Consider the following 16,786-nt stretch of genomic DNA (forward strand, 5'->3'; position numbering starts at 1 on the left):
CATGTTTTCACCTAAAGTCATCTACGAGGTAATAATATCACCTCTATTTAGGTGGCCAAAATTAGTGTGCCACTACAAAGCTCAATAGCGCAACTGCATGAGATTGAATTGTTTTATCTGAGGATATATCAGGGTCTGCCAACAAAGAGTGAAGATATAGATTAACCGGCACCACATTGATGCCATCGAGGTCTATTAAAATTGGAAGTTCATGAGCAAACGGTTTTGAGTTATCCCTAACGTCATGGATGATTTCGCCACTGTCAGGGTGTGGCTTACTGATAAATGAGGGATATTTATCACTATTAATCCATATAAGACAGTAGTCAAAACCGAAGTCATCTGGAAACGACTTATTCTGCTCAATCATATTAACACCTAAATCATCCGTTATTCACACTGATAAGCCTTGCCCCAAGGGGTACGCGTTCATCCATCTACTTTTTCAAGATATCCAGACAAACAGTAAAACTGTAACGACCTCTCTTCTCTTCGTCTAATTTATTTATCATGAAAAATTCCAACATGTGGCATCTAAAAAAATTCCCAACTGTAGTGCATAGTTGGAGGAGAATACCGCAACCTGATGCTGGCGGAGTTGGTTTGCTATTTGATATACAGGCACCGCCATCTTGATGCCAAGTTGTTTGGCTTCTACGGAGCGGGCGACGACGCAGCCATCATTGTTGGATAACACCACAATCGGCTTGCCAACCAAATCCGGCCTAAACATCCGCTCACAGGAGGCATAAAAATTATTGCAATCGACGAGGGTGAATAGTGAGGGCGTCATTTGAGCTTTTTCACCACGTTGGTCACTACCCCAAAGATGTTTAACTCAGACTCATCATTGATGGCGATCGGGGAGAATAAGGCATTACGTGGTAGCAATTGCACCACAGGGCGTAGCTGTAATTGCTTTACGGTAAACTCACCGTTCACCGCTGCGACAACGGTATCACCGTGGGCTGGCTGTAGTGAGCGATCTACCACCAAAATATCACCGGAGAAAATCCCCGCTTCGATCATCGAATCCCCTTGGACTTTGACAAAAAACGTGGCGGCAGGGTGTTTGATGCATAACTCATTGAGATCTAATGTTTGTTCTACATAGTCTTGGGCAGGTGACGGAAATCCTGCGGCAATCAAGGAGCTAAATAGCGAGAGCCGATATTGGGTATGTTTGGCGAAGCGGCCTAGGATCATCATAATAAATCACAATATACTGTACATATAAACAGTATAATCTAACTATGAAACTTATCGAAAGAATTTATGTGGGGAGAGTTGTGTTATCGACCCAAGCGCTGTCGAGTGCTGAGCAATTGATGATGGCTGCTTTAAAGCACCCTTGACGGCTTGAATATCGCCAAGGGTGAGCGTTTCGTCCATTTAATTCAGTTAACGCACTTTAGTTAACCCGCTTTAGTTAACGCAATTTAGTTAATCCAACCGAGCCATAGCCACCACAGATAATCCAGTGGAATAAGTGCAACTAGAGTTATTGCCGCTAGAGGTAAGGTGATGCGAAGTAGTTTAGTTAATGGCTCTTGGGATAATTGCATCGCCAAAATCAAAGGGGCCACCTGATAAGGAAAAATCACGGTTGAAAAACCGATCACCTGCGTCATTAATACCGCAGGGGTGGAGAAGCCAGTTGCATTGGCAAAGTCTGCTGCCATGGGGGATAACACAGTCGGCACGCCTGGAACCGTTGCCACTAATCCTGTTAGCGTCGCGATTAACGATAACGACATAAAATTCAGGAACGATGCCCCTTGCTGCAATGGTAACCATTCACTGAACAGTTGACCTAGCGCAGTGCCGAGCCCGGAATAATTGACCAATGCTCCCAGACCTAAGGCCGCCGCGACAAAAATGACGGTCGACAAATCCACTGAACTATTAAAACTCTTAGGCTCAAGCACTCCCCATTTTGGGAGCAATAACAAGATAGCCGTTGTTAATCCTACCCAAGCGGGGTTGATGCCGTGCAGCGAGTCAGTCACCCAAAAGAGCAAAGTAATCGCCAGTAACAGTGCAACTTTCTTTTGCATACCAATATGATAGGTTTCTTTTTCAATGACGTGTTTAGGCTGGTTGTTATCAATATGGGCAGGAAATAGAAAGATAACTAGCGCCACAATCAATATCGATTTGAGCAAACCAAGGATTGGAAAATGCAATAAGAGATACTCGGTATAACCAAAATGGATATTGAATAGATTCTCACTGGAACCCGCTAATATCATGTTGGGAATATTCGCGGGCAATACGGCAAAACTGGGCATGTTACACGCCAGTGCCAAGGCGGTCGCAATGCCTATCCGTCCATGGCTACCACGAGCAAAACCGACTTGCTCAGCTAACGCCATACCAATTGGCACCATGACCACAGCACGGCCAACGGATGAGGGCATCACAAAGCCAAGCAGCACGGCACTAAAGACTAAACCCGCAATCAAGCGTGGATAACTTGTGCTCAGTATGGGGGCAATCAAACTGGCCATTCTGCGACTTAAGCCAGACTGAGTGATGGCACTGCCGATCACAAACCCTGAAATGATTAACCACACCGCAGTTGAGCCGAATCCGGAGAAAAGTATACTCGGCTCAATGAGTTTAAAAATGGTGGCAAGGGCAAAAAAGATTAATCCCGCCATAAAGGGCGGGAAGAAACCTGTGCTCCAAAACATCAAGGTCACTAACACTACGCCTGCGCTGTAGGAAAACACCGCGGGATGCTGACTTAGCGGAAAAAGCGCAAGTAAAGTAGCGATCAACAGTGCACTGAAAAACGCTAGTTGTTTAACGCCAATAAAACGTTTCATGCTCACCGACCTATTGGGTTGAATACGTAAAAGATGCCTACTAAGATAGCTGACTTACTTTGGCGTTTTAAGAGGGTAATATGTCAAAATATGTTCCTAAAGCGACATTGTTAACACCCAGTGATGCGGCGTTTATCATAGATGGCAATCGGCCCGTGCTGACCCATACTCGCAATATGGCGGCGGAAGCGGGCATCGAACCTCACTCGCACCCGCGGGGTCAGCTACTTTGGGCCGCCAAAGGTTTGTTACGTGTTCGCAGTGAAAATGCCGTCTGGGTGGTACCCTCAACCCATGCCGTTTGGATCCCTTGCAATCTGCCCCATCAAGTGAACAGTGAAACCCACGCCCATACTCGCAATATTTATATTGACCCTAGTTATGGCGTTAGGCCACAGGATACGCAAGTGGTGATGGTGACTATGACAGCGCTGATGCGTGAATTAGTGCTTAAACTTTGTGAAAGTTCACATCTTATGGACAGTGGACAACTGCATCGGCTGGGTTTGGTTGCCATCGATGAGCTCCAAACTCTGGACAGTCTGGATGCCCATTTACCTGCTGGCTCAGATCCAAGACTCAGCCGCTTGATCCAAACGCTGATCCGACGTCCAAAAGTGAGTTACTCACTGACCGAGTTAGCCGAAATGGGCGGCGCGAGTGTGAGAACGATTGAGCGACTATTCAAAGCTGAAACTGGGCTTACTTATCGACAATGGCGACAAAGATTTCGTTTGTTAAATTCGCTTGAGAGCTTAAGCCAAGGGGAGAGCACGACTATGGTGGCCCATAGTTTAGGTTATTTGAGTGTCAGCAGTTTCAGTGCCGCCTTTAAAATGCAATTTGGTTGCACGCCGCAAGATTACCCGCAGCATAAGCCTATGAAAAGCGGGCGCTAAATCAGGCATCATAAAACCGTCTATAAAAAGCTAGAACAACATCTAGGATGCTGTTCTAGCCTGCAATTTATCAAAGTATCGTTAAGCTAATGCGCTATTTTAATTGGCTATTTCAACTTGTCATTTCAATGCCGCTGGGACGATAGGGTAATAATCCCAGACTTGGCCATCGGTCATTGAGCGCACCAGTTTGATGTATTCGGCATGGGTCCAGGCAAGCGGTGTGGCAGAGTTGGTGCCTTGTCCGAGTTGGTAATGATAACGGGTGGCGTCGCCGACACCGTCCCACGCTTGCTCGGGTAACATCATGCCCGCATTCGCAAACGTTTCCATGCCCTGCACATAGGTGTTGATCAACTGCAGCTTGGTTTGCTGGGCGTTATTGCCTGTTAGCTCGCCTTTCGCTTGGGCGAGTGCTAATTCAAAATGACCGCGCTCGCCGGTGAAGAAGGGCCAGACTCGGCCACGTTGATTGGCGCTGTTGCTGCCCGACTCCGCATAGTTATGGCCAGTCACCGTATCCTCACCGTAGCCGTCGTTGCCATAACGTCTAAAGCCTGGGATAGTGCTGCCATCTTTGGCGGTAAACTCGTATTTAAGGCGTAGGTTGTGCTCAAGCTCTGTATTATCAATCAGTTGAAGGCTTTGATTGATGAGCTTGTCAGTTGCACCGCGCACGCCATAACGCACTAGTTCTAAAAATCCGCCATCGAGGATCTGACGTTGATCTAAACCTTGCTTACCGTTATTTGCCGCCAGTGTATCGCTAGTATTTGGCTTTCCATTCGGGCTTAAACGTAAATAGTAAGGCGCGCTGACATCTGCGCTGTTTTTCAATAGCCCTTGGGTGGTGACTAAGTGTTTTTCTAAACTATGACTTAAGTCTTTGGCGGCGGTAAGATAACGGGCGCTTGAAGTAATATCTTTAGCTTCTTTGGCAATTTCACTCGCGGCAACAAGACCGGCGATCACGGCAGCCGTTGTCGAGGGTGAGTAACCCGCTTGTTCTTCCCAACGTTCTTGCTGGGTTTTGGGCGGGGTGATTTGGGTGTGATTCCAATCCAGATTGACGTCACCGCCGCTGATCAAAAAGTCCGCTGCACCTTTGAGCATCTCTTGATACCAGTGACTGATCTCATCAGGGGTGAGTACGCCCGCTTGCCAGAGTTTCCAGCCGAGCATGATAGGCATGGCAGTTTGATCGAGTTGCACGCCGACCCATTCAATTTGGCCATCCACATGGGTCTTTTGCAGGAACCAACCGGGCGTACCCGTAAAGCCTGGCGTCTTTTCGGTCACTTGCACTTTTTTCAGGTATTCGAAGGCCACTTTGGGCGTTTGTGTGTCACCCATGGCGAGGAATGCCATGGCGCATTGGTAAAAGTCGCGCGGCCATACTGCTTTATAGCCAGTGCTCGGCACGGCTGCCGAAACCGTATCGCCCCAAGGGTTAGAAAGCGAAGCTATCAGTGCGCCCGCATAGGTTTTATCTTCCTGCGCTTTCAAGACCATAGCGCTGGTATACAGCAGCTTGCCGTTATCTGTGGTGTTGTTAGCCATGTTAGCGATGGCGGGAAGTGAGTTTAAGTAATCGTGCCAGCTGGTGTTGTAATTGCTGAGCACAGCATCATAACCTGCGGCTAAGCTGGCATCGGCATTGGCTAAACTCTGTGTTTCATCTTTACCAAAACCGATGGCGAGATTAAAAGTGACGGGTTTGGCTTTGATAAGCGTAGGGTAACTCGCGGTAAAGGCGATATTGCCAACGGTCGATTTATCTTGCGCACTGGTCGTTTGATAGGGCGTATCGAGTTTGCCGTTATCGGCCAAATCGGCTAGGCCATCGGAAACACCGACAAACCCAGTGGTTGCTTGCACAAAATTGAGATCCGATTTTACCGTCATCACGCTGCTGTCTTTGGCGGCGGTATAGGCCACCAGCGCCTGATTATTAGCATGAGTGTTGGCATGATTGTCAGCATGATGGTCGATGCGACCGATATCATTGGCGCCTGCGTTATCGATATGCGGGTTGACATACAAATGCGGTGTAATGCCGTCTTCAAAGGCGGTAAAGGTCACGCGCATCATCAAAGTGTCGCGGTCTGGATCGGTAAAGATATGCTTTTCAATCTGATACTTACCTTCAACATCTTTATTGATAATTTTATAGGCAAGGGATTGCGGGCGACCATTAGCATCTGTATCTAAATATTCTATGCTGCTGATGGTGTTCTCTTTTTCGGTATCGACAAAGCCATTCCCCGTGATCACAAATTGCAGTTCTTTGAGCTGCGCATTGTGAATAAGACCATACATGGTTTCGGTTAAAATACCTTGGGCGAGGGAGAACCAAACGCGGCTAATGGGATTTTGCTTGGCATCTTGATATTGACCTTGGGTATAAGGCTCGTAAGACGTCCCAATACCAGTTTTACCCGAAAATGCCCAAGTCGGCGCTTTACCCGGTGCGCCGGGCGCAACCCGCTGCACACTTGGCGCGGCATTCACACTTGTGGCAGTTGTTGCTGAATTCGATGTGGGTGAACAGGCCGCTAACCCTATTATCCCCAATAGGCTTGCGGCGACGGCAAGCGCTAGGCGGCTGCGTCTTGTTAACGCTTGTGTGTGACGGTTTTTGCTTGTGTGCAGATCCTGCTGCGGCGTAGGACTCGATTCCATCTCGTTCTCCCCAAATAATGGTTTTATTTTTATAGTGATTGAATTGATAAAGATATTTTATGCTGCTGTGATTAGCCAAATGACCGAATTCACCGCGCTTAACATGCATTGCTGCATGTCGCCTAATGTGTATCGCTGTTATAAAGAGCTAACTTTTATTCGTTAATTTGCTTGTGGCTTTCGTGATTGAGTGGGTCTTGCGGTTCATCGCTGCACTTTGATTATTTGAGTTATTTTGTTCGACAATGTCTTGGTCGACAAATAATACGGCAATGCCTGCACACATCATCAAGACGCCACCAGTGATCAGTGCATAAATAGGTTGACCATCGAACAGACCATTGAGCACTAAACCCAGCACACTGGCGGCAAGAAGCTGCGGGATCACGATGAAGAAGTTAAAAATCCCCATGTAAACGCCCATTTTTTGCGGGGGTAACATGCCCGACAACATGGCGTAGGGCACAGATAAAATTGACGCCCACGCGATACCGACACCTATCATAGGCAGCCATAACAGGCTTGGGTCTGTAATAAAAAAGAAACTAATCAAACCTATACCACCACAGAACATATTGACTGTATGGGTCAGCTTGATGCCAATACGCTTAGCCAGCATAGGAATAAAAATCGCGGCAATGGCGGCAAAACCATTGTAAGAGGCGAATAGTACGCCGACCCAATCTGCGCCGTCGTTATAAGCTTGGGACAACACATCGCTGCTGCCAAAATGGTAAGACGTCACGGCGGCAGTGGTGTAAATCCACATGGCAAACAGTGCGAACCAAGAGAAAAACTGCACGATCGCCAGTTGATGCATGGCTTTGGGCATATGGAACAAGTCATCGACCACGCTAAATACCATGCCGAGCTTATTGCGTTCAGCGGGTTGTGAATTGCCCAAACGCAGCGCGCAATATAGTTGTAATGGGCCAAAGGCGAAAATCCCTAAGCTCAAAATATACAGCTGCTTGTCTAAATCCTGCGCCCAAATAGCGAAGGTTAGCAGGGCGCCGAGACCCATCCACACGAAGGAGGCAAATTGATAGTCCTTGCGGGTACGAGTGCGGGCTAAGGTTTCATCTTCAGCATCGACTTGTTTTGCGTTAAAGGCGGCTAATTCTTCAGGGGAATATTCTCTTGACGATACGACAGTCCAACTGACGGCGAGCAATAACACTGCGCCACCGAAATAGAAGGCATAACGCACTGAATCGGCAATTTCACCCGCTGGTGCAGTATTCGCAACATCAAAAAAGTGAGTCAAAATATAGGGTAAGGCCGAAGCGACCACAGCGCCAATGCCGATGAAAAAGCTTTGCATTGCATAGCCTTGGGTACGCTGGCTTTTCGGTAAATTGTCACCGACGAAGGCGCGAAACGGCTCCATGGCGATGTTGATCGAGGCATCCATGATCCATAACATGCCGGCGGCAATCCACAGGGTAGGCGAGTGCGGCATGATAAAAATGGCAAGGGTAGTAAAAATCGCGCCAATCAAAAAATAGGGGCGGCGACGGCCAAGGCGTCCCCAGGTGTTATCACTCAAATAACCAATAATAGGTTGAACCAATAAACCCGTTAGCGGCGCGGCAATCCACAGTATGGGGATTTCATCGATAGATGCCCCTAAGGTTTGGAAAATGCGGCTGACGTTGGCATTTTGCAGGGCAAAACCAAATTGAATGCCTAAAAAACCGAAGCACATATTAAAAATTTGCCAGAAACTCAGCTCAGGTTGTTGCTTGAATGCATGCGGCAACTGAGGCGCTGCGGCTTGATGGGGGTCTTGCTGGTAATTCGAAGACATTGAACTTCCTTTCTGTTGCCGGCAGTCGTTCTGCCTTGAGTGCTTATTGTTTTAATTGTTTTGCCTAGCAATGGATTGGCACTGTACTTTGCTTTTATGTGGTGAGCTATTTCATCACAGCCAAGAGCATACAATAAAAGCTAAGAGTCAGATTCATGGCTTATTCATGGTAGTTTCGCGCATGCCATGAATGAGTGTACTCTGTGAAAAAATGGCGAATATACTCCTCCCTCAGAAGCATATTCGCCGATAAATTCATTTCAAATTTGGGCTAACACCTTAATTCAAAGGGGTTAGCCCAAGTGAGTGGCCTAAAGCCAGTCAGCAGAAAGAACTTAAGTCTGATAGCAATCCTTGTATGTAACCCTATCAGAAACGACCTCACAGATTTCAAACCCCACAAGCAGAGGGTGAAACGAGCGGATTTATAGTAGCCTCGGCGTAGATTTTTGCACAACTGCTTACATACGTATTCATCATGGCTTAGTAACTGGATGGAAACATAGGTGTAACGCATCTAGACGGTTTATCAATAGTCATAGGCTTGCTGGAATGCTCAAATAACTCTCTCATATTGTTAGAATACTTGATGATCAGTCATTGCATTATTTTTCAGATAAAAGTGTATTGTTATTGCGGATGTTAACTGAGTGATAAAATCAACCGCAGCATAACTGACGGCGAATTCAATGCGCTTAATAAGAGTCAGCATGCAATAAATATCCAGTACGGATGCTGATAGCTTGACTCGAAAGTCGCGCACTCTGCACTATGATAATAGCCAGCCTAGATATGGTGGGATCAGATAGGTACTTAGCTTATGATGATCGCCAGATTAAGCGTTTTTCGTTCGATTATTTTAAATTTTTTCAGTTGATTAAAGGATCCCTATGTTTGTTGTCTCGCTTACTTATAAAAAGCCAATTGCAGAAGTGGAGTTACATTTTGCCGCCCATATTGCTTATCTTGATGAGTATTATGCCGCAGGGACTTTTGTCGCCTCGGGTCGTAAAGTGCCACGTACCGGTGGCGTCATCCTCGCCAAGGCTGAAAGTCGCGCGGCGCTAGAGGTTATTTTGCAGCAAGATCCTTTCTGCATTGCCGATGTCGCTGAGTTTGAGGTGATAGAGTTTGTGCCGACTAAAACGGCGCTAGGGTTAGAACAGTTGCTTGAAGTGATTTAACCTACATCTTTGTTTGAAAATTATTCCGTGCACTTGGTTATAACAGGCTTGGCGGGTTGGGGGATATAGAGTTCCCCCATTTGGGTGTTAGTCGGTGTTTATGCTGTTTTCGGGGCGAACTTTTCCGATATTCTGCGACCTAGTTTGGTATTATGCCGTTTTCCCTCTTGAAACCTTACGCAGGTTTCCGCTGCGCGAGTCCCGCTTTTTATGTCTATTCAAACGCTGTTATCGACGGCTCTGGCGAAACGCCATGATTTTTTACAACAAGCTGAACAGGATCAAACCGATTGTTTTCGGGTGTTCCATGGGACAGTCGAAGGCGTGAGTGGCTTGAATGTCGATCGCTACGGCGATGTTTGGCTAGTGCAGAGTTTTCATCAAACCTTAACCGACGAAGAATTGGTTGATGTCGGCACTGTTTTGTTGCAACAGGCCGATTTGCCGATTGTGTATAACGATCGTTCATTAGGCCATTCCCGTGTATTGAATGCCTTATCACCCGCACTGACAGAGATTGCGAGTTCTGAGCGAGTAATGCAGGAAAATGGCATCAAGTTCAGCACTAAACTGCGCCACGAAGGACAAGATCCGCTGTTATTCCTCGATATGCGTATTGGCCGCGAATATGTGCGGGCACACAGCCAAGATAAAACCGTGCTGAATTTGTTTTCCTACACCTGCGGCATTGGTACTGCGGCAGCCATCGGCGGCGCGACTCAGGTGATGAATGTTGATTTTTCTTCCTTTGCTTTAGCGACGGGTAAAGCGAATGCGGCATTAAATCAGGTGTCGAATGTATGTGAGTTTGTGCAGAGTGACGCGTTTCCGGCATTGCGCCAATTGGCAGGCTTGAGTGTGGGAGGGCGTCGCAATCAAAAATTACCGAGTTATCCCAAATTGGCGCAAACCCAGTTTGATCTGGTGTTCCTCGATCCGCCGCGTTATGCCAAGAGTGCTTTTGGTATTGTCGATTTGGTCAATGATTATCAAGGTTTGTTTAAGCCCGCATTAATGGCGACCAAAGTCGGTGGCACTATCGTTTGCTGCAACAATGTGGCGAAAGTCGAGCGCCAAGCATGGTTCGACAGTTTAGTGCGCTGCGTTGAAAAACAAGGCCGTACAGTCACTACGTACACTTGGCTCGATCCCCATGAGGATTTCCCTTCGTTCGATGACAATCATCCACTTAAAATAGTGGCGCTGACGTTAAACTAATCGTGTCACAGTAAACATAAAGGGCGCTTTTTAGTGCCCTTTCTTTATGGTGTGACTTTTGTTTATAGCGGCTTTGTTGCTCGCAACAAAGCCGTTAAAGCACTAAACCTAAAGCACTTTGAACCTGATTGCCGTGCCGCCACTGCTGGCGAGTGAGAGGTTTAGGCTATCTTTAGCACTCACCTCTTTTGTTTCAATCACATAATCATAGGGGTTGGTTTTCCAATCGGCTTTTGCGCCATCGCGGTAAATCTGCGCTTGATAACGTTTATTCGGGGAGAGGAAATCCAGTTTGACCGTGACCTTGCGTGCAGTTTCATCCGTGAGTGCGCCTAAGTACCAATCACCTTGATCCTTCGCTTGGCGGGCAAAGACAATATAGTCACCGACTTCACCGGCAAGCGCGACACTTTGATACCAATCTGTGGGCACATCGCGGATAAATTGGAAGGCATCTAAGTGCTTTTCATAATTGCGCGGCAGATCCGCTGCCATTTGGATTGGACTGTAGAGCACAACGTACAAGGCAAGCTGTTTGGTCAATGTGGTTTGCACACGGTTTTCAGCATCCAACCCCTTGGGCGCTAAGTCAAAAATCCCCGGGGTAAAATCCATTGGACCCGCAAGCATGCGGGTAAAGGGTAACATGGCCGTGTGTTCAGGGCTGTTTGGTGGGCTACCCCAAGCATTGTACTCTTGGCCGCGGGCACCTTCGCGGGAGATCCAGTTCGGATAGGTTCGGCGCAGGCCTGTGTCTTTAATCGGCTCGTGGGTATTGATACTGATGTGGTGTTTCGCAGCCTCGGTGACATTGTGTAAATACTCACCGACCATAAATTGGCCGTCGTGCCACTCGTGACGGGTAATGCCTTTGTCATCTATGCGCTTGATCTGGCCACCATCGGCGACATAGCCCGTTTTGACTTGAGTAACACCATGCTGCTCATACAGGGCGAAGGCATCAGCCATTTGCTCGCGATAATGCGTGACTGAACCTGCGGTTTCATGGTGGCCGATTAAACGTACATTTTGTTTTGCACCGTAGGCTGTGATGGCGGGCAGATCGAAATCAGCATAGGCCTTGGTAAAGCTAAATTGATCGCCGTTGTGGAACCAGTCGCCATCCCAACCTTCATTCCAACCTTCTACCAGTACGCCATCAAACTGATATTTAGCGGCGAAATCCATATAACGCTTTGTTTCACTAGTGGTTGCGCCATGGGTTGGGCCCGAGCCCCAGGTATTTTCGTTTAAGTGCATTCCCCACCAAATACCGACGTATTTCCCTGGTTTTACCCAAGTAACATCGCCGAGTTTATTGGGTTCATTGAGGTTTAGGATGAGGTGCGAATTGAGCAGCCCAGCTGCTTTGTCGGCAATTTGAATGGTGCGCCACGGCGTATAAAAACCCACTTGGGTTTTGACGCGAATACCATCTGACCAAGGCGTGAGATCGGCCTTAAGTTTGCCATCGCGCTGTTGATCTAAGGTCATGGCGGCAAAGTCCACCAAGGCGGCTTCGTGGATACTTAAGTGCGTACCATCCGCGAGTTTAAAGGTGAAGGGGGTATGGGCTCTATCGACGTCTTTAAGCGCTGTGGTGCGATATAAATATTCGTAGCGATTCCAGCCGCGGGCAGGGATCCACCATGCAGTGGCTTTATCGCTCTTGCCGACATTGAACTCGGTTAACTCGTCAGTGATTAATAGCGGCGAATTGGCGGGCAGGACAGCTTGTGGGGCTAAGTGATAGCGAAAGCCAATCCCATCGTCAAAGGCTTTAAATTCGATTTCGAGTTGCACCTTGCCATTACTTAATACTGCAGTCAGTTGATTGTGTTGATCGCGGATCCATTCCTGTTCGCCCCAAGGTTGTTGCCACTCTTCATCGGCACTTTTTTTATCGCTGTTTTTTATATGCAATCCTTGACCGAGTTCGCCAATGGATTGAAAAACTAAGCCTAAGCGGCTCGGTTCTATGACTGTTTTACCGCGAAAATCGATTTTATATTCGGGGCGACCAGTATCGTCACTCAAGCTGATTTGAATTTGTTGGTTGGGTGAGCTGACGGTAACGGTTTTAGCAAATACGTTGGCACTAAAAAGACTCGTGACAGCAAGGGCGATGGCTGTAGGGCTTAATAGCGCTTGCGATAGTTTTTGTCGCGATGAGCTCTGGCGAGTGTGGCTGTTTGTTAAGTGGCAGTCTGTTACGTGACGGGCAGTTAAGTCGCTGCGAGTGAACTGAATAGGGTTGGTCTTGATGAACATTCCTTGATCCTTGTTTTTATAATGAATGTGACTCACAGCATACTAGTGGCGATGGCTTTTTAATCGCAACGGCCTGCATACGTATTCACCACATTAAGGCGTGGCGTAACAGACGTGACGAGAAGCACTGTGAGGGCACGAACAAAAGATGTGGTTTGCTTTTGACTCGGGTAAACTGCGCGCTTTCTTTTTGCTTAAAAATGCAATCTAGCGTGGGATTTACAGTGGGATTTACAGTATTTGGAGCCGCAGTAGTAAGGTCAAACCGTGAAAATTAGCCAACGTTTACAACAGATAAACAGCATGATCACTGGTCATTACGATCATATTTGGGATTGCTGCTGCGATCATGGTTTGCTTGGTATGCTGTTGTTAAAAAGGAATGCTGCTCGCCAAGTGCATTTTGTCGATTGTGTGTCTTCGCTAATGCAGGCGCTTGAAGTGCGTTTACAGCGTTTCTTTCCCGCTGACATATCAGGCCTAAATCCTCACTTAAACCCAGGTATAGACCCAAACTTAAGTTGTCATACTCAGTGGCAAGTGCATTGCCTCGATGTCGCGGCTTTACCGCTCGAGCAAACCAGTGACAAAGATAAACAGTTGATTATCATCGCTGGCGTGGGTGGTGAATTACTGGTGGACTTAGTGCGGGCAATTCTAGCGCAACACCCACTGCGGCCCCTCGAATTTATTTTGTGTCCCGTGCATCATAATTACTATGTCAGGCAATCACTTTCGGCCTTAGGGCTAGGGCTCAAGTCGGAACTCTTATTGGAAGAGAATCAACGTTTCTACGAAATCCTCCATGTCAGTACAATCGTTGCTCCAAATGGTTTGCCTATCACTGCTACGGGGTCGTTAATGTGGCAGACGTTAGATGAAGTAAGTTTGCCGCGAGCACACCGCTACCTGTCGCAGGTAATTGGCCATTACCAACGCATGTCGGTGCACAAGCAAACTCCTGAAATTATTCACGCCTATCAGCAGCAATTGGCCCAGCTCTTGAGTGAGCATAGTGAGTTTGAATGCGCTTGAGCATTTTTCCGCTTGGGCATTACGCTGAGAACTAAGATGAGAACTAAGATGAGAACTAAGATGAGAACCAAAGATGAGAACCAAAGATGAGCAGCTAAGATGAGGATCAGGCGAAAGAGCTGATGCATCGCGATCTCGTTGTTAATATTATGGGTAAAATAATTTTGGCATAAACCGTTAACAATCAATCTTGTAATCGTTAAAATCTATTAATCACTCGGACTGGACTGAGTGCGATTATTGCCTCTGTGGCAGTTTTTGATCTGCATTTGGCGCATTTTCGTTTATGCTGCGACTCCTTTTCGGCAAATGGCTACGACGATGCGTTTATTGAGAACCACCCAAGATCCTGCGGTTAACCTACAGACGGCACGCGTTTTTTATCGCAGAGCTGCCCGCGCGATAGTGTTATCGGGTGAAGACATTTTGCTACTTTATACCCAAAAATACCGCGACTACAGCTTACCCGGAGGCGGAATTGACGATGGCGAGAGTCTCGAAGATGGACTGATCCGCGAGCTTCAGGAAGAAACCGGTGCCTTAGACATTCAAGTGTTAGCGCCCTTTGGTCGCTATGAAGAGTTTCGACCTTGGTACCGTGAAGGGGCGAATGTAGTGCACATGGAGTCATTCTGTTATGTGTGCAGCATTGACACCGCACTGGGCGAGCGTGGTTTAGGTGAGACTCGATTAGAAGCCCATGAGATTAAAAATGGCATGCGACCTCAATGGCTCAATATTCATCAAGCTATCGCCCATAATGAAGATATTCAGCGTAATCATCCCCATAAAGGCCAATCAATAGAGCGTGAAACTTTTCTGCTAAAACAGATAGTGTTGGAATGTTTGTAAGTTTTACCATTTTTAAATCATAACTTTAATCTATGATTTTATTTCACGTCAAACTTAGTTGGCTTGGTTTGTTGGCGATTGAACGCCGTTATTTTAACCTGATTTTTTAAGTGGATGTGCTTCGAACCTGTGCCTGACTTAGTGGATGTTTAAGACAATTTCTCACTCTTTTGCCGCAGCAAGGAAGACAATGCAGATTATTTTATTGACCCACGAACGCGAGTTAACTCGCAAAACGAATACTGGCCAACTTGCGTTAGCCGCATTCCCTGAAGAGGTGAAAAGCATCGTCTGGTCGAGAACGGCACCTGATAACGATTTAGTGGCTATGTTGGCATCGCAGCAGGCTAAACTGTTGTTTCCTGCAAGTGATACTGAGCACACTGGGCCCATTGATCATAATGCCTTAGATACGGTTTTAGCTGAGCCAGCGCTCTCGAACGCACAAGCCTTGTTAGTGCCTGCGCAATCTACAGTCATAGCAGCACAACGAATGCCGAACCAAGTGGTGATTTTAGATGCGACTTGGCAGGAGGCGCGTAAGATGCTGCGCCAGAGTCCCTATCTTAAAACAGCCGCACGAGTCAGTTTGCCGCCACTTATGCCTGAATCCGCCTTTATATTGCGGCGTAATCAGCAAGAAGGGGGCTTGTGTACCGCAGAATGTATTATTGCGCTTTGGCGGCACTGTGGCAGAGCAGAACAAGCGACGGTATTAGCGTCGCTGTTTACTGAATTGAATAGCCGTACTTGATTGCGATGTTCGAGAGAACGTTTGAGGAAGTGCATGAATAGATAATTAACGACTTTTAGCTTTGACCCATAGATAAATCACCGTCAGCTGAATCACCATCTGTTAAGTCATAGTCATTTAAATCAGAGTCAGTTAAATCACCATCAGCTAAATAATAGCCATTTAAATAACAGTCAGATAAATACACAGAAAGTGGCTCATGGCACCGCCGAGCACAAACAAATGCCAAATGGCATGGTTGAATGGAATGCGTTTACCGACGTAGAATACAACCCCTAATGTGTAAAATAAACCACCTAAGATCAATAGATTAAACCCTACCTCTGACATCGCCTTCGTTAAATCGCCCATCACAGTGACACATAGCCAACCCATAGCGAGATACAAGACTAAGCTTAACTTTTTGAATTTGTGAATAAATAACGTCTTAAATAGGATCCCACCAATTGCAAGCGACCAAATGGCCGTTAAAATCACTATCGACTGCGTGCCTTGTAAGCTTATCAGCATCAAAGGTGTGTAAGTTCCTGCAATTAAACAGTAAATAGCGCAGTGATCGGCGATCTTCAGTTTATGTTTCCAGCCTGAATGGCTAACGCTGTGATATAACGTCGAGCATAGGAAAAGCACTATGATGCTCGCACCATAAATGGTTACGCCCGTAAGTTGAATTGGCGTTAGGTGATCTTGACCTTTAAGCAGCATGAGGACCAATGCCACAATCCCCGCAATGACACCTAGGCCATGGGATACACTGTTAGCGATCTCTTCTTTGATACTATATGGTCCAGATTTTACCAGGTTTTTAACTGTATTTGGCTGTTCGGTAACACTTTGACTCGACATGGTAGATACACACTCGTAAACGATAATGACTGAGTCTATCAGTTAGAAAAATAAATCACCATATTTAAGCGTACACTTGTAAGCTTAAATATGGTTGGCTTCTATTTTTCATCTTTTAGATTTTTAACGCCGTCTTGCACTCCCATCAGTGCATCGCATTGATGATGCTACTCGCTTCAAGACGTGAGATTTAACATTCAATTTAGCGCGATTATGATCCCAATTCCCAGCCTTATTTGTCTTAACTGGCAAGTGACTTATCAAGCACTGGCGTAAAGTACTGTGCTTGTAGCAGGTTGCATTCGCATTGAACTTTGCTCTGTTTGCCTCCTCTAATCTGCGTTGAGCACTCGTAAGTAAATGCAATTATTGGGTAATTCGCTTTCAATATTCACCAACCCGAT

General features: G+C 46.7%; 13 protein-coding genes and 1 pseudogene. 6 read left to right on the forward strand and 8 right to left on the reverse strand.

Annotation, left to right across the window (positions count from 1 at the left end; genetic code table 11):
• Positions 1-61 precede the first annotated feature (61 nt).
• From HGO26_RS18270 to HGO26_RS18285, 4 genes and pseudogenes are all read right to left on the reverse strand, one after another.
• The gene (locus HGO26_RS18270) at positions 62-370 is read right to left on the reverse strand and encodes a hypothetical protein (RefSeq protein WP_247651583.1); all 309 of its coding nucleotides are present in this window, start codon (positions 368-370) and stop codon (positions 62-64) included.
• Positions 371-541: 171 nt separating this feature from the next.
• Positions 542-793 (reverse strand): annotated as a pseudogene (locus HGO26_RS18275) (Y-family DNA polymerase); the annotation flags it as partial.
• Complete coding sequence (gene umuD / locus HGO26_RS18280) at positions 790-1,209, reverse strand: translesion error-prone DNA polymerase V autoproteolytic subunit (protein ID WP_006081811.1); 420 nt, start codon at positions 1,207-1,209, stop codon at positions 790-792. The pseudogene HGO26_RS18275 and the gene umuD, both read right to left, overlap by 4 nt.
• A 230-nt stretch (positions 1,210-1,439) precedes the next feature.
• Positions 1,440-2,831 carry an SLC13 family permease gene (locus tag HGO26_RS18285; RefSeq protein ID WP_168827005.1) on the reverse strand — a complete coding sequence of 464 codons (1,392 nt, stop codon included), beginning with the start codon at positions 2,829-2,831 and terminating at the stop codon, positions 1,440-1,442.
• Between the two features lie 80 nt (positions 2,832-2,911).
• Here HGO26_RS18285 and HGO26_RS18290 point away from each other — a divergent pair, with 80 nt between their 5' ends.
• Positions 2,912-3,730 (forward strand): AraC family transcriptional regulator, encoded by an 819-nt coding sequence (locus tag HGO26_RS18290; protein ID WP_168827007.1) that lies wholly within the window; start codon positions 2,912-2,914, stop codon positions 3,728-3,730.
• Positions 3,731-3,850: 120 nt separating this feature from the next.
• Here HGO26_RS18290 and HGO26_RS18295 read toward each other — a convergent pair whose 3' ends face one another.
• Together HGO26_RS18295 and HGO26_RS18300 are read right to left on the reverse strand one after the other, a co-directional pair.
• Positions 3,851-6,412 carry a glycoside hydrolase family 15 protein gene (locus HGO26_RS18295; RefSeq protein WP_168827009.1) on the reverse strand — a complete coding sequence of 854 codons (2,562 nt, stop codon included), beginning with the start codon at positions 6,410-6,412 and terminating at the stop codon, positions 3,851-3,853.
• A 148-nt stretch (positions 6,413-6,560) separates the two neighbouring features.
• Positions 6,561-8,222 (reverse strand): MFS transporter, encoded by a 1,662-nt coding sequence (locus HGO26_RS18300; RefSeq protein WP_168827011.1) that lies wholly within the window; start codon positions 8,220-8,222, stop codon positions 6,561-6,563.
• 890 nt (positions 8,223-9,112) lie between these two features.
• Between HGO26_RS18300 and HGO26_RS18305 the strand changes: the two genes are divergently transcribed.
• Complete coding sequence (locus HGO26_RS18305; RefSeq protein ID WP_168827013.1) at positions 9,113-9,406, forward strand: YciI family protein; 294 nt, start codon at positions 9,113-9,115, stop codon at positions 9,404-9,406.
• A 210-nt stretch (positions 9,407-9,616) separates the two neighbouring features.
• Positions 9,617-10,624 carry a class I SAM-dependent rRNA methyltransferase gene (locus tag HGO26_RS18310; RefSeq protein WP_168827015.1) on the forward strand — a complete coding sequence of 336 codons (1,008 nt, stop codon included), beginning with the start codon at positions 9,617-9,619 and terminating at the stop codon, positions 10,622-10,624.
• A 108-nt stretch (positions 10,625-10,732) separates the two neighbouring features.
• Here the strand turns inward: HGO26_RS18310 and HGO26_RS18315 are convergent, their stop codons facing one another.
• Positions 10,733-12,895 (reverse strand): glycoside hydrolase family 97 protein, encoded by a 2,163-nt coding sequence (locus HGO26_RS18315; RefSeq protein WP_168827017.1) that lies wholly within the window; start codon positions 12,893-12,895, stop codon positions 10,733-10,735.
• Between the two features lie 267 nt (positions 12,896-13,162).
• On the opposite strand from HGO26_RS18315, the gene HGO26_RS18320 reads away from it, so the two are divergent.
• From HGO26_RS18320 to HGO26_RS18330, 3 genes are all read left to right on the forward strand, one after another.
• Complete coding sequence (locus HGO26_RS18320) at positions 13,163-13,930, forward strand: tRNA (adenine(22)-N(1))-methyltransferase TrmK (protein ID WP_168827019.1); 768 nt, start codon at positions 13,163-13,165, stop codon at positions 13,928-13,930.
• A gap of 321 nt (positions 13,931-14,251) precedes the next feature.
• Positions 14,252-14,782 carry an NUDIX hydrolase gene (locus HGO26_RS18325; RefSeq protein ID WP_113940366.1) on the forward strand — a complete coding sequence of 177 codons (531 nt, stop codon included), beginning with the start codon at positions 14,252-14,254 and terminating at the stop codon, positions 14,780-14,782.
• A gap of 190 nt (positions 14,783-14,972) precedes the next feature.
• Positions 14,973-15,536 carry a tRNA-uridine aminocarboxypropyltransferase gene (locus HGO26_RS18330; protein ID WP_247651584.1) on the forward strand — a complete coding sequence of 188 codons (564 nt, stop codon included), beginning with the start codon at positions 14,973-14,975 and terminating at the stop codon, positions 15,534-15,536.
• Positions 15,537-15,698: 162 nt separating this feature from the next.
• On the opposite strand, the gene trhA is transcribed toward HGO26_RS18330, so the two are convergent.
• Complete coding sequence (gene trhA, locus HGO26_RS18335; RefSeq protein ID WP_168827024.1) at positions 15,699-16,382, reverse strand: PAQR family membrane homeostasis protein TrhA; 684 nt, start codon at positions 16,380-16,382, stop codon at positions 15,699-15,701.
• Positions 16,383-16,786 lie beyond the last annotated feature (404 nt).

This window comes from Shewanella oncorhynchi (genome assembly GCF_012584455.1).
GTDB classification, from domain to species: Bacteria; Pseudomonadota; Gammaproteobacteria; order Enterobacterales; family Shewanellaceae; genus Shewanella; species Shewanella oncorhynchi.